General features: G+C 47.0%; 11 protein-coding genes. 8 read left to right on the top strand and 3 right to left on the bottom strand.

From position 1 onward, the window contains the following. The first annotated feature begins 29 nt into the window (after positions 1-29). Positions 30-1,463: a M20 family metallopeptidase gene (locus J2Z34_RS11125; protein ID WP_209459942.1), complete on the top strand. Its 1,434-nt coding sequence runs from the start codon at positions 30-32 to the stop codon at positions 1,461-1,463. A 71-nt stretch (positions 1,464-1,534) separates the two neighbouring features. Here the strand turns inward: J2Z34_RS11125 and J2Z34_RS11120 are convergent, their stop codons facing one another. The 3 genes from J2Z34_RS11120 to zwf all read right to left on the bottom strand — a co-directional run bounded on the left by J2Z34_RS11120 (position 1,535) and on the right by zwf (position 4,446). Then, on the bottom strand, positions 1,535-2,437 hold the full coding sequence (locus J2Z34_RS11120; protein ID WP_209459941.1) for a universal stress protein: 903 nt from the start codon (positions 2,435-2,437) through the stop codon (positions 1,535-1,537). Between the two features lie 238 nt (positions 2,438-2,675). Continuing rightward, positions 2,676-2,921: a hypothetical protein gene (locus J2Z34_RS11115; protein WP_209459940.1), complete on the bottom strand. Its 246-nt coding sequence runs from the start codon at positions 2,919-2,921 to the stop codon at positions 2,676-2,678. Between the two features lie 64 nt (positions 2,922-2,985). Beyond that, positions 2,986-4,446 carry a glucose-6-phosphate dehydrogenase gene (zwf, locus tag J2Z34_RS11110; protein ID WP_209459939.1) on the bottom strand — a complete coding sequence of 487 codons (1,461 nt, stop codon included), beginning with the start codon at positions 4,444-4,446 and terminating at the stop codon, positions 2,986-2,988. Between the two features lie 226 nt (positions 4,447-4,672). Here zwf and rpoN point away from each other — a divergent pair, with 226 nt between their 5' ends. From rpoN to eno, 7 genes are all read left to right on the top strand, one after another. Next, positions 4,673-6,037 (top strand): RNA polymerase factor sigma-54, encoded by a 1,365-nt coding sequence (rpoN, locus tag J2Z34_RS11105; RefSeq protein ID WP_209459938.1) that lies wholly within the window; start codon positions 4,673-4,675, stop codon positions 6,035-6,037. A 156-nt stretch (positions 6,038-6,193) separates the two neighbouring features. Then, positions 6,194-7,240, top strand: coding sequence for a sugar-binding transcriptional regulator (locus J2Z34_RS11100; protein ID WP_209459937.1), 1,047 nt, complete (start codon positions 6,194-6,196; stop codon positions 7,238-7,240). Between the two features lie 24 nt (positions 7,241-7,264). Next, positions 7,265-8,290, top strand: coding sequence for a type I glyceraldehyde-3-phosphate dehydrogenase (gene gap / locus J2Z34_RS11095; protein WP_483414662.1), 1,026 nt, complete (start codon positions 7,265-7,267; stop codon positions 8,288-8,290). 93 nt (positions 8,291-8,383) lie between these two features. Then, on the top strand, positions 8,384-9,577 hold the full coding sequence (locus J2Z34_RS11090; protein WP_209459936.1) for a phosphoglycerate kinase: 1,194 nt from the start codon (positions 8,384-8,386) through the stop codon (positions 9,575-9,577). Between the two features lie 12 nt (positions 9,578-9,589). Continuing rightward, entirely contained in the window at positions 9,590-10,342 is a 753-nt protein-coding gene (gene tpiA, locus J2Z34_RS11085; protein WP_209459935.1) for a triose-phosphate isomerase, read from the top strand. Positions 10,343-10,443: 101 nt separating this feature from the next. After that, complete coding sequence (gpmI, locus tag J2Z34_RS11080) at positions 10,444-11,973, top strand: 2,3-bisphosphoglycerate-independent phosphoglycerate mutase (protein WP_209459934.1); 1,530 nt, start codon at positions 10,444-10,446, stop codon at positions 11,971-11,973. A gap of 59 nt (positions 11,974-12,032) precedes the next feature. Next, entirely contained in the window at positions 12,033-13,328 is a 1,296-nt protein-coding gene (eno, locus tag J2Z34_RS11075) for a phosphopyruvate hydratase (protein ID WP_209459933.1), read from the top strand. Positions 13,329-13,675: the final 347 nt, after the last annotated feature.

The following is a 13,675-nucleotide window of genomic DNA, read 5'->3' as shown; positions in this document are numbered from 1 at the left end:
TATGTTTTTAAGAGGAGGACAAGATTCTTATGGATAAGAAGAAGTGGCTGATGGATTCGATTGAAAAGAAGTCAGGGATGTATGCGGATATCAGCGACAGGATATGGGAATATGCTGAAACCAGATTCGATGTGAAAAAATCAGCTGACATGTATGTCGATATCCTGAAAAATGAGGATTTTTCAATTGAAAGAGGAATCACAGGAATGGAGCACGCCTTCATTGCCACATTCGGCTCAGGCAGACCTGTGATTGGAGTCCTTGCGGAATATGATGCCCTGGCGAATATGAGCCAGGCTGCTGATGTCGCCGAGAAACGCGTACTGGAAGCTGGTGCTAACGGCCATGGTTGTGGGCATCATGCTCTGGGAGCAGGCTCTCTGGCTGGGGCTGTCGGTATCAAGGACATTATGATTGAATATGGCCTTAAAGGTGCGGTAAAGCTGTTTGGCTGTCCGGCGGAGGAAAGCGGCTATGGCAAGGCGTTCATGGCGAGGAACGGGGACTTTGATGATGTGGATGCGTTCCTGACCTGGCATCCCATGGATGTTACCGAAGTATGGGGGAAAAGCTCCCTGGCAGTATCACAGATGCATTTCAGCTTTAGAGGAGTGTCCTCACATGCAGGGGCTGCACCTGAGCTTGGCAGGAGCGCTCTGGATGCAGCTGAGCTCATGAACATAGGGGTCAATTTCCTCAGGGAGCACATTATAGACGATGCGAGGATTCACTATGCATTCACCGATACCGGAGGACTTTCAGCAAACGTGGTGCAGTCAACTGCAAGCCTCCATTACCTTATCAGGGCTCCGAAGCAGGACCAGGTAATGGCAATCTACGATAGGGTACTTAAGATCGCAAAGGGTGCTGCAATGATGACTGAGACAGAGGTCGATGTAAGATGGGATTCGGCGTGCGCCAACTACATTGTAAACAGAAGCCTTGCAAAGTCCATGTATGAGAACATGAAATCTGTATTCCCCTTACCTTTCACTGGGGAAGAGATCAGGTATGAAGGGCAATTCTACGACACCCTGTCTGAAGAAATGAAAAAATCCATGCTCAGCAAGGCAAAGAGCATGTTTCCTACAGGCAGCCGGGAATTCATAGATAACTTAGCAGGCAAGGCTCTTAATGACGAGCTGGGAGAGCTTGTTTTTTCAGACAAGCCCATGACGGGATCCACAGATGTGGGAGATCCTAGCTGGATTGCTCCGACTGCTCAGCTGAATGTTGCCTGCATGCCTCATGGCACTCCGCCTCATTCATGGCAGTGGGTGGCGACAGGCAAGTCAAGCATAGTGCACAAGGGGCTTATTGCAGCAGGGAAGGTCATTGCAATGACAGCGCTTGATGTTCTTGAGGATATGAAGCTGCTTGAGGACGCTAAGACGGAACATATGGATAACCTTGGCGGCGAGAAGTATGTCTGCATGATACCTGAAGCTGTCATGCCAGGATAAATCGATATAGAAAAGATAGAGCGACAGCGGTTGCATAGTCCAACCGCTGTCGCTCTGTTACTTATTATGTTCTATTTTTCCCTTTCAGCTGGTATTACAAGCACTGAACAGTCGGCGTGCCTCAGTACGTTATGACTGACGCTTCCAAGGAAGAGCTCGGAGATGAATCCGCTTCCCTGGCTGCCCATGATAATCAGGTTCACGTCATTCTCAGCTACAATGTTCCTAATCTCCCTGTATGCGTTGCCTTGTCTCATCAGGGAATCGACTTGAAGATTGGAATTTGTCTCAAGCTCTTCTTTCATCTTATTGAGAAGTTCCATCTTTCCTGAGTCTTCACTGTCCTTCTTCTCAATGTATTCCTTTATCATTGTAGGGCTGTCTGTCTCTGTGAAATACCTGTCCTGAGCAACGTGGACGATGCTGACCTTTTTAAGGCTTCCAGCCAGGCTCTTCAGCATATTGAAGGCATGGTCAGCGTTCAACGAGAAGTCAGTCGGAAACAGGACATGTTTTTGGAAGTCGCATTTTACTGCTACCGAGTCATCCATATCCTCGCCCTTTGTCATCCTTACGACAAGGACTGGTACTTTTGAATAGTGTACAAGGTCGTTGGCCACTCCACCGAAAAGAAGGTCTGTTGCCAGGGAGTGCTTTGCAGCACCGACAACGATAAGTGAAGCCGCCTCCTCTTCTGAAGCACGGATTATGGCCCTCTTAAGCGGCTCAGGGCTTAGCTTTGTGGTTACCGTAAAACCCTTTCCTTCAAGGTATAACTTCTGCTGCTGCAGGTCCTCCTGCATCTTGCTCGTATCTAAAGGAATCGGCATGACAGTAGTCTCAGATTCAGGGATGTAGCTGCTTTCAATGAGCACTGCTTCCTTTACTCCGAATGCAGTAAGCCCTGAAATGCACTCAAGCAGTGAAAAGGCTGCCTTCGAGTAGTTTGTTCCAACGATTATCTTGTCAAACATACAAATACCTCCTCCGGTGCATATTTCTTTATTTTCATGATATCCTATAAAAATATTCATTTTGTGAAGCAATTTGACATAAGGTGTAAATATTATGTTGCAATTCTGTATATGCATACTCTGAAGCTATCCGGAGAATATATTATTGGAACGGCAGGAAAGGCTCCGCTGACGCGGAGCCTGCTGCGGATACAGGAATGACTGAATTGGCATAAAGATAATCGATAGTATATCCTGTTCAAACTTTTTCCTGGCTGCCTTTGTCGCGAAATACTGCCATGATATTTTTGTAGCCGAAATATAGTCCTATTGCCAATCCGATAAGCTCACCGATCTGGCCGCCTGCCTCATAACCGTAAGCGCCATTGAACTCAATTTCAGGTCGGATATTTCCGCCAACACTCATGCCGATGAAAGCTCCGGCAATTACGCAAACAAAGACTATGAAAACTGAGCCAAGTACCGTCAGGATTTTTCGTTTCATGATGCATCGCCCCCTGATCTCTGCTTTATTTAGTAATGGCTCCGATTCTAAACGGAGCCTGCTTCTAAAGGTTATATTCGTATTGTGATGTCCTGTTTCTGTACCACCATTTCCCTGAACCTGACTTTATGAAGGAGTCAAGCTCAACAGGTCCGTCGCTGCCTATCTCGTAGCCCTTAGGAATTACGTTATCCTTTGCGTGCCTGAGGATGGAGTCTATAAAGCTCCATGTGAGCTCAAGCTCGTCCCATCTTGTGAATCTGGTGGAATCGCCGGTCATGGCGTCAAGTATCAGCTTCTCATAGGAATCAGGCGAGTTGAAGAGATAGAGACAGCTCTGGCAGTAATCCATCTCTGCCTGGACCATCTCGTCGATTACACCGGGCTTCTTTACGGATAGGTGCAGGGTTATGCCTTCATCGGGCTGTATCTTTATCTCAAGTATGTTTGGTTCCTGTTTCAAGTCAGAAGCTAGCGAAGCCATCTTCCTGAATTCTATGGTTACCTGTGCTGTCTTGTTCTTTAATGCCTTCCCTGTAAGGAGATAGAAGGGGACACCGCGCCACCTGTCGTTGTCTATCTGTACCCTTGCTGCGACAAGGGTCTCTGTCCTCGAATCCTCAGGTACCTTGTCCTCGTTCCTGTATCCGTCGTATTGGCCAAAAAGTACGTTTCCATCAGTGCATTCCGCGGTACAGTCCTTCAGTGCCTGGAATACCCTGACCTTCTCATCCCTGACATCGTCTGGGTCAAGTGATTTCGGGGGTTCCATCGCTGTGATTGCCAGAAGCTGGAGAAGATGGTTCTGAACCATATCCCTGAGTGCTCCTGTATGGTCGTAGTAGCCGCCCCTTGTTCCTACGCCCTCCTTCTCGAGGACCGTTATCTGTACGTTGTCTATGTGGCTTCTGTTCCATATTGACTCGAATATGGAGTTCTGGAACCTAAGCATCATTATATTCTGTATCATTTCCTTTGCTACATAGTGGTCGATCCTGTAGATGCTCTTTTCGGGGAATACCCTGGATATTGAAGAATTGAGCGCTGTTGCGCTTTCAAGGTCCTTTCCGAAAGGCTTCTCAATTACAAGCCTTCTCCACCCGCTTCCACCGGTTATTCCGCTCTCTTCCATGCAGTCAACTATCTTTCCGAAGTAGTCAGGAGAAACGGCGAGATAGAACAGCCTGTTCTCTGGCTTTCCTTCCTTTTCCCTTTTGTTCAGAAATTCCGACAGGGAGTCATAATCCTTTTGGGTGTCGAAATCCAGGGTGAAATACTCAACCCTTTGGGCAAGGTCATTGAAAAGCTCTTCTGTGAATGACCTGGAGGAATATTTTTTTACTGATTCTCTGAGCTCGTTCCTGTACTCTTCGGATGTCTTATGCTTTCTTCCGACTGAAACCACGTTAAGCCCTTCAGGAAGGAATCCGTTGATGTCCAGCTGGTAAAGCGCCGGAATCAGCTTCCTGTGTGTCAGGTCGCCTGTGCCGCCGAATATGACCATTGTATTTGAATTATTCTTCATATGTTTAGTCTCCTGTCATAATTTTGCTTCTCATGATTAGCAATTATATCATATGACAATGCGGCAATCCCTCCGGGCTTTATGAACGTTTTGAAAATCTGTGGGACTTATGCCGAGGTGACATTTAAGTGATTGATGTATTTTTTTCATTGAGCTCCAGTCTGAAAACCTTTTTGGGAACTTTTTGCTTCTTATGCTATAATGGATACTAGTTCGAGGTGAAGCAATGAGTATGGAAATGAACCTGAAGTTGACCCAGGAGCAGAAGCTTGTAATGACGCAGGAAATGCAGCTGTCCATCAGGATACTGCAGATGTCGAGTGTTGAGCTTCTTGATTATCTGGAAAAGGAATATCAGGAGAACCCTGTCCTGGATACAGAAGTGCCTGACGAGGTGCCAAGGGATACTACACAGGAAATAGACTACAAGTCTCTTCTTAAGTATCTTGAGTCAGACAACTATTCCGGAGGGGAAGTCCAGGATTATGACAAGGATGAAGTGTCGCCGCTTAATTTCGTGTCAAAGGAAGAGACCCTGTCAGAGTATCTTACTGACCAGATAAGGGTTTTGAATCTTGACAGCCTGACTGAGGCCATAGCGGAATTCATAATTGATTCGCTTGATCCCAAGGGATATTTCTCCGATTCAATCGAAGAGATTGCCGAGCTTCTTAATATCACAACTGATGATGTCAAGAAGGCTCTTCTTGTCGTGCAGTCGCTTGAACCGGTAGGTATCGGTGCAAGGGACCTGAAGGAATGCCTGATCATACAGCTTGAGAGAAAAGGAATTGCTACTCCTGCGCACAGGGATATTATTGAGAATCACCTTGATGATTTTGCAGAAGGAAGGACAGCTGCCATTGCAAAATCGCTGAAGCTTTCTGCGGGAGAGATCCAGGACATCATGGACGACATAAGGGTCCTTGAGCCGAAGCCATCCAGGGGATTTGCAGACGGCAGAGGTTCGTCCTACATTATCCCTGATGGAAGCGTCAGGATTGAAAATGGCGATATCATACTTGAGATGAATACTGAATTCATCCCAAGACTGAAGATAAGCAAGGCATGCCGTGACCTTATGAACTCAAGCGACCACAAGGATGCTCATGAATATCTGAAGGATATGATGAACAAGGCTCTGTTCGTGCTGAAGAGCGTGGACCAGAGGAAGGACACTGTAAAGACTGTAATAGAAGCTGCCGTCAATAAGCAGAAGGAATATTTCGTAAAGGGTTCGGATTTTTTGAGACCCATGACCATGAAGGATATAGCAGAGGAGCTTGGGGTCCATGAATCAACAATTTCCAGGGCCATAAGGGAGAAGTATATTACTACGCCCAAGGGGACCATAAGGGTCAAGGACCTTTTCAAGACTGCTGCAAAGGGTTCGAATACCGAGGTTGCCACTGATTATGTAAGGGACAGCATCCAGAACATGATCAAGGGAGAGGATGCAAGGAATCCCCTTTCAGACCAGGCAATAACCGATGCCCTGAATGCATCAGGGATAGACATTAAGCGAAGGACTGTCGCAAAATACAGGGAAGAGCTTGGAATAAGGTCATCATCAAAACGAAAAAGAATTTAGGAAAGGGACTGTGAGTTAATTGTTAATAGTTAATTCACAAGTCTCTTCATTTTTTTACAGAAAATATGTTTCAAATGGCGCTGTAGTAGAGTATAATAGCAATGTGGGACAAAAAAGTTCTACATGGGACAAAAAATGTCCAAGGGAGGGTCGGAATTGGAGAATCTCATGAAAGTCCAACAGAAGATCGTACCCGAAGCGGTGGAACTCCTTGAAAGACGATACTCGATGATGAGAACTATCTTCAACTGTCAGCCTGTAGGAAGAAGACTTCTTGCCCAGAAGCTGGGACTTGGTGAAAGGCTCGTAAGGGCTGAGATAGATTTTCTGAAGGTCCAGGGGTTAGTCACAGTATCAGGACCGGGAGTGATTCTTACCAAGGATGGCGAAGGCCTGCTGGCGGTGCTTAAGGATTTTGTTTCAGAGATCAAGGGTCTTGACGAAATTGAGGAAATCCTGAAAAGGGAGCTTCACTACAAGAGGGTCATAATAGTCCCGGGAGACCTGGATACTGATCCTAACGTAAAGAGCGAGCTCGGAAGGGCTGCAGCGAAATATGTTTCGGGAATCCTTAAGAAAGGTGACATCATTGCGCTTACCGGTGGTGGTACAATCAGGGATTTTGTAGACTCGTTCCCTAAAAAGGATGAGTATGGAGACCTGACTATTGTGCCTGCCAGAGGAAGCATGGGCAAGGACATCGAAATCCAGTCCAATACTTTAGTAGCATCACTTGCTGAAAAGCTTGGTGCGTCGTACCGGCTTCTGAATGTTCCTGACAACATAAGCGAGAGGACACTGGAGGCTGTGCTGGAGGAGTCTGAGATCAAGGAAGTTGTCTCAACCATCAAGAAGGCGAACGTGATAATCCTCGGAATTGGCCGTGCAGACGTCATGGCAAAGCGCAGAGGGCTTGGGGCTGAAGATATTAACAATTTGATAACTTTGGGAGCTCAAGGTGAAGCATTTGGGACTTATTTCGCCCGTAATGGTAAAATAGTTAAGAAGGCTGTTGCGGTCGGTCTCAGCATAGACGATTCACTGAAGGTCAAGGATCTGGTTGCGGTATCGGGCGGAACATCAAAGGGAGAAGCGATAGCTGCAGTAAGGTTCACAGGCGAGAACGCGGTGCTTGTCACTGACGAGGGAGCCGCAAGAAAAATAATCAAGGCGTTAAAATCCCAAAATAAGGATTTAACATAAATAAACAGTTTTAGGAGGAATTCAATGATGTCAGAGGTTAGAGTTGGAGTAAACGGATTCGGCAGGATAGGAAGACTTGCGTTCAGGGCAGCCCTTGAGAACCCGGAGGTTACAGTTGTAGGTGTCAACGACCCATTCATCGATCTTGACTACATGGTTTACATGCTTAAATACGATTCGATACACGGACAGTTCAAGGGTGAGGTTTCCATCGAGACGGAGACTAACTCACTCATCGTCAACGGTGAGAAGGTCAAGGTATTCGCTGAGAAGGATCCTAACAACATAGCATGGGGAAGCGTCGGAGCTGACTACGTACTTGAGTGCACAGGCGTGTTCACTACAATAGAGAAGGCTTCAGCACATTTCACAGGCGGAGCGAAGAAGGTAGTAATATCTGCTCCATCAGCTGATGCGCCGATGTTCGTAATGGGCGTCAACAACAAGACTTATACTTCAGACATGAAGGTCGTTTCAAATGCATCATGCACAACAAACTGCCTCGCACCTCTTGCAAAGGTAATACACGAGAAGTTCGGAATTGTTGAAGGACTTATGTCGACGGTACACTCGACAACTGCTACACAGAAGACAGTTGACGGTCCATCGAACAAGGACTGGAGAGGCGGAAGAGCGGCTTCAAACAACATAATCCCTTCATCCACAGGAGCAGCAAAGGCAGTTGGAAAGGTAATACCTGAGCTTAACGGAAAGCTCACAGGAATGTCATTCAGGGTTCCAACCCTTGACGTATCTGTAGTTGACCTTACTGCAAGACTTGAGAAGCCTGCAACCTACGAGGAAATCAAGGCTGCGATGAAGGAAGCATCAGAGGGCGAGCTCAAGGGAATACTTGGATACACTGAGGACGAGGTTGTTTCAACTGACTTCATCCATGATCCAAGGACAAGCATATTCGACGCAAAGGCTGGAATATCGCTGAATGACCACTTCGTTAAGCTTGTTTCCTGGTATGACAACGAGTGGGGCTATTCAAACAAGCTCGTTGACCTTGTAAGCTACATTGCAAAGGTAGACGCAGGAAAGTAATCCTTAAGAACTTAATCGAACACATAGGTCTGGTCCTGTAGTCTTGGCTATTCGGCCAGACCTTTCTAAGGAAAAATATTAAGAGGTGAAAGCATGAGCTACAACAAAAAGACCATAGAAGACATTGAAGTAAGAGGCAAAAAGGTCCTGGTCAGGTGTGATTTCAACGTTCCTCTCAAGGACGGCGTGATTACAGACGAGAACAGGCTTACCGGAGCTCTTCCTACAATAAAATACCTCATAGAGAATGGTGCGAAGCTAATACTCACATCACACCTCGGAAAAGCCAAAGGCCCTGATAAGAAATACACTCTACAGCCGGTTGCAACGAGGCTTTCAGAGATGCTCGGCAAGGAAGTGGTATTTGCAGCAGACGACAGTGTGGTAGGCGAGAATGCAAAGGCTGCAGTTGCCGTAATGAAGGATGGAGATGTTGTTCTCCTTGAGAACACCAGATTCAGGCCTGAAGAGGAAAAGAACGTGGATGCTTTCTCGAAAGAGCTTGCTTCATTAGCTGACGTTTTCGTCAACGATGCATTCGGATCAGCTCACAGGGCTCACTGCTCGACTGAAGGAGTCACAAAGTTCCTTGATACTGCAGTTGGTGGATACCTTATCCAGAAGGAGCTGAAGTTCCTCGGAGAAGCTGTGGACAATCCAGAGAGACCTTTCGTGGCAATACTAGGCGGAGCAAAGGTTTCCGACAAGATCAATGTCATCAACTCGCTTCTTGACAAGGTGGACACACTTATCATAGGCGGCGGAATGGCTTACACCTTCCTGAAGGGTCAGGGCTACACAGTCGGCACTTCACTTCTTGAAGCCGACAGGGTGGACTACTCAAAGGAAATGATGAAGAAGGCCGTGGAGAAGGGCGTAAGGCTTCTGCTCCCAGTAGACAACATAGTTGCTGACAAGTTCTCAGCAGAGGCTGCACCTGTAGTCACAGAAGACCAGAATATACCTGAAGGCTACATGGGACTTGACATAGGACCAAAGACTGCAGCACTTTATGCCGATGCAATCAAGGATGCCAAGACAGTAGTCTGGAACGGACCTATGGGAGTATTCGAATTCGAGAACTTCGCAAAGGGCACCATAGCTGTTGCAAAGGCAATGGCAGATGCTGATGCGGTAACGGTCATAGGCGGAGGCGACTCTGCAGCGGCTGTAAACATACTTGGATTCGGAGACAGGATGACCCACATATCGACTGGTGGTGGAGCATCTCTCGAATTCCTTGAAGGCAAGGAACTGCCGGGTATCGCTGCACTGAACGACAAATAAAGGAGCGGACAAATGAGAAAACCGATAATTGCAGGAAACTGGAAAATGCACTATACGGTGGATGAAGCCGTCAAGGTTGCCAAGGAACTGAAAGGTATGGTCAAGGGGGCATCGGCTGACGTTGTCATCTGCGCTCCGTTCATACAGCTGCCGGCACTCGTTGCCGAGCTGAAGGGCTCAAATGTGAAGGTTGGAGCTCAGAACATGCACTTCGAGGAAAAGGGAGCGTATACAGGAGAGATATCACCTGGAATGCTTGAGGCTTTGGGCGTGGATTACGTTGTAATTGGCCATTCCGAGAGAAGGCAGTACTTCAACGAGACTGACGCTGACATCAACAAGAAGCTGAAGAAAGCTTTCAAGCACAGCCTCATACCAATACTCTGCGTGGGTGAATCACTTGAGCAGAGAGAAGCAGGAACAACAGAGGCAGTCATAAAGGCTCAGGTTGAAAAGGACCTTGAAGGACTTTCAGCTGAAGAAGCCAGGGAAGTCGTAATCGCCTATGAGCCTATATGGGCAATAGGAACTGGAAAGACCGCTACCAGCGAACAAGCAAATGAGACAATAGCTGCAATAAGAAAGATGGTTGCAGATATCTTCGGAGCTGAAATCGCTGATGCAGTTAGGATCCAGTACGGCGGTTCGGTCAAGCCTTCCACGATCAAGGAGCAGATGGCGATGTCTGACATCGACGGTGCACTTGTCGGAGGAGCAAGCCTCCTTGCGGATGATTTCGCGAAAATTGTAAATTTCGGAGTATAAATGAGTGAGTCATTATGCAGGGTGCAATAGCTGCATCCTGTATGATGTAGAGCTCTGAAGCTCTTCAATGCGGCTAAACTGCCGCTATAATGGAGGTACATATGAAGACACCGGTAATGCTTATGATCCTAGATGGATTCGGGCTTACAGACAGGGTTGAAGGCAATGCCGTGAAGGCAGCTAAAAAGCCCAACTACGACTATTACTGGGAGAATTATCCTCATACTACGCTGAGCGCATCAGGGCTTGCAGTTGGACTTCCCGAAGGACAGATGGGAAATTCCGAGGTAGGGCACATGAACATCGGCGCCGGAAGGGTAATATACCAGGAGCTTACAAGGATAACCAAGGAAATACTTGAAGGAGACTTCTTCACGAATGCTGCACTCAACCAGGCGGTTGACAATGCAATTGCCAAGGGAAGCGACCTTCATCTGCTTGGACTTCTCTCAGACGGAGGAGTACACAGCCACATAGACCACATCAAGGCTCTTGTGAAGCTTGCCAAGGACAAAGGCCTGGACAGAGTTTATGTGCATGCCTTCATGGACGGCAGGGATGTATCTCCTACATCAGGCGCAGGCTTCGTAAGGGAGCTTGAGGCTGCGATGGCCGAGATAGGGGCTGGAAAGATAGCTACCATCAGCGGCAGATACTATGCCATGGACAGGGACAAGAGATGGGAAAGAGTAAAGCTGGCATATGATGCCATGGTTTACGGAAAAGGCGTGGAAGTAACATCAGGCGCCGAATACATCGAGAAGTCCTACGCTGAGAATGTAACTGATGAATTCATCATGCCATGCGTGGTGATGGACGGGGACAAGCCTACAGCAAGGATCAAGGACAATGATTCCCTGATATTCTTCAACTTCAGGCCTGACAGGGGAAGACAGATCACAAGGGCTATCAACGACAAGGTGTTCGATGGTTTCGAGAGGGAGAATATCGACCTCTTCTATGTGACCATGACACAGTATGACAAGACCCTTGAAAATGTGACCATAGCCTACAAGCCTGAAAGCTTCGACAACACCCTTGGAAAGTACATTTCAGACAAAGGTCTCCTGCAGCTGAGAATTGCTGAAACAGAGAAGTACGCTCATGTAACCTTCTTCTTCAACGGGGGCATCGAACCTCCATATGCTGGAGAGGACAGGATACTGGTTGCTTCACCAAAGGTTGCCACCTATGACCTCAAGCCTGAGATGAGCGCTGACGAAGTGACGGAGCAGGTTGTAAAGGCCCTGGACAACAAGGATTACGGCATGATCATACTTAATTATGCGAATCCGGACATGGTCGGACACACTGGGATGATGGGAGCAGTCATTAAAGCCCTTGAGGACATAGACTGCAACATGAAGAAGGTCATAGACAAGGTACTTGAAAAGGACGGCACTGTCTTTGTCACTGCGGACCATGGAAATGCTGAACAGCTGATAGACTATGTGACCGGCGGGCCAATGACAGCCCACACCACTAATCCGGTACCGCTGATATACATAACAAACAATCCAACAAAGTCGCTGAAGGACGGCGGAAGGCTCGCTGACCTGGCGCCTACCATGCTTGAGGAAATGGGCCTGGAAAAGCCATCGGAGATGAAGGGTACATCGCTCCTCGCTTGACAAGCTTTAAATTAAAACTAACATAGTAAGAGACTAAATATTTAGGAGGAATTAACTTAATGAAGCAGTATGTAGAAATCGTAGACGTAGTAGCAAGACAGATTCTTGACTCCAGGGCATTCCCTACAGTAGAGGTAGAGGTATACCTTGAGGACGGAACAGTAGGAAGGGCTTCAGTACCTTCAGGAGCTTCGACAGGAATGTTCGAGGCAGTTGAGCTCAGAGACGGAGACAAGGCTGTATACAACGGAAAGGGAGTCCTCAAGGCTGTCGACAACGTGAACAACGTTATAGCTTCAGAGCTTATCGGACTCAATGTTTTCGACCAGTCATACATAGACAAGCTCATGATCGAGCTTGACGGAACAAAGAACAAGGGCAACCTTGGAGCAAATGCGATCCTCGGAGTATCCCTTGCTGTAGCCAAGGCTGCTGCAAACTCACTTGGACTTCCACTTTACCAGTATATCGGCGGAGTAAATGCAAAGGTTCTTCCTGCACCAATGATGAACATCATAAACGGCGGATCCCATGCTGACAACAACGTTGACCTTCAGGAGTTCATGGTAATGCCTCTTGGAGCAAAGAGCTTCTCACATGCACTTCAGATGAGCTCAGAGGTTTATGCTGCACTCAAGAGCATCCTTAAGGCTAAGGGCCTTGCAACAGGCGTTGGCGACGAGGGTGGATTCGCACCTGACCTAAGCTCAAACGAAGAAGCAATAAAGATAATCATCGAGGCTATAGAGAAGGCCGGTTTCGTACCTGGCAAGGACATCTACATAGCTCTTGATCCAGCATCATCAGAGTTCTTTGAGGATGGTCTTTACAACCTCAAGAGCGAAGGAAGAAAGCTTACTCCTGCCGAGATGGTAGAGTACTATGCTGACCTTGTTGAGAAGTATCCTATTATCTCAATCGAAGACGGTATGGCAGAGGAAGACTGGGAAGGCTGGAAGCTCATCACCGAAAGGCTTGGAGGAAAGATCCAGCTCGTAGGAGACGATCTCTTCGTTACAAACGTTGAGAGACTCAAGATGGGTATCGAGAGAAAGACAGCTAACTCGATCCTTATAAAGCTCAACCAGATAGGATCTCTTACAGAGACTCTTGATGCCATAGAGATGGCTAACAGGGCTGGCTACACAGCAGTAATATCCCACAGGTCAGGCGAGACTGAGGACAGCACAATTGCTGACCTTGCAGTAGCTCTCAATGCAGGACAGATAAAGACTGGCGCACCTGCAAGGACAGAGAGAGTCGCTAAGTACAACCAGCTTCTCAGAATCGAGGAAGAGCTCGACGAAGTTGCACAGTACAGAGGACTTGACGGATTCTTTAACCTTAAGAAGTAAGAAGGATCAGGAAACAGCCTATTAGGTTCTGTATAGAACAATACAAGCTTAAATTAAGGCTGACATAATGTTTATCGATCAGGCTCCGGAACTTGTTCCGGGGCCTGATTTCCTTTAAGTCCTTTATCACGCCTTTTCAATTATTTTTACCTGGCATCTTCATGGTTTAGGTGCGTATTCTGTATGAATTCTGTAATTAATAATGACCTGCAGAGTGTTATATTCTAATCAAAGACTTAAACACTACGGAGGGATTAGCGTGAAAAGAATGATTACACACTGAAAATGGACGACCTTAAATAAGCCTGCAAAAAAATTTTATTTTACAAGCATTAGGTCATTTGAGG

The organism is Youngiibacter multivorans, assembly GCF_017873395.1.
Classification (GTDB): Bacteria; Bacillota; Clostridia; order Clostridiales; family Clostridiaceae; genus Youngiibacter; species Youngiibacter multivorans.
This window is presented reverse-complemented; position numbering and strand designations above follow the sequence as displayed.

Bases quoted from the DNA above. Each gene is read 5' to 3' on its own strand.
- J2Z34_RS11125 (WP_209459942.1), top strand. From the start codon at position 30: ATGGATAAGAAGAAGTGGCTGATGGATTCGATTGAAAAGAAGTCAGGG.
- J2Z34_RS11120 (WP_209459941.1), bottom strand. From the start codon at position 2,437: ATGTTTGACAAGATAATCGTTGGAACAAACTACTCGAAGGCAGCCTTT.
- J2Z34_RS11115 (WP_209459940.1), bottom strand. From the start codon at position 2,921: ATGAAACGAAAAATCCTGACGGTACTTGGCTCAGTTTTCATAGTCTTT.
- zwf (WP_209459939.1), bottom strand. From the start codon at position 4,446: ATGAAGAATAATTCAAATACAATGGTCATATTCGGCGGCACAGGCGAC.
- rpoN (WP_209459938.1), top strand. From the start codon at position 4,673: ATGAGTATGGAAATGAACCTGAAGTTGACCCAGGAGCAGAAGCTTGTA.
- gap (WP_483414662.1), top strand. From the start codon at position 7,265: ATGATGTCAGAGGTTAGAGTTGGAGTAAACGGATTCGGCAGGATAGGA.
- J2Z34_RS11090 (WP_209459936.1), top strand. From the start codon at position 8,384: ATGAGCTACAACAAAAAGACCATAGAAGACATTGAAGTAAGAGGCAAA.
- tpiA (WP_209459935.1), top strand. From the start codon at position 9,590: ATGAGAAAACCGATAATTGCAGGAAACTGGAAAATGCACTATACGGTG.
- gpmI (WP_209459934.1), top strand. From the start codon at position 10,444: ATGAAGACACCGGTAATGCTTATGATCCTAGATGGATTCGGGCTTACA.
- eno (WP_209459933.1), top strand. From the start codon at position 12,033: ATGAAGCAGTATGTAGAAATCGTAGACGTAGTAGCAAGACAGATTCTT.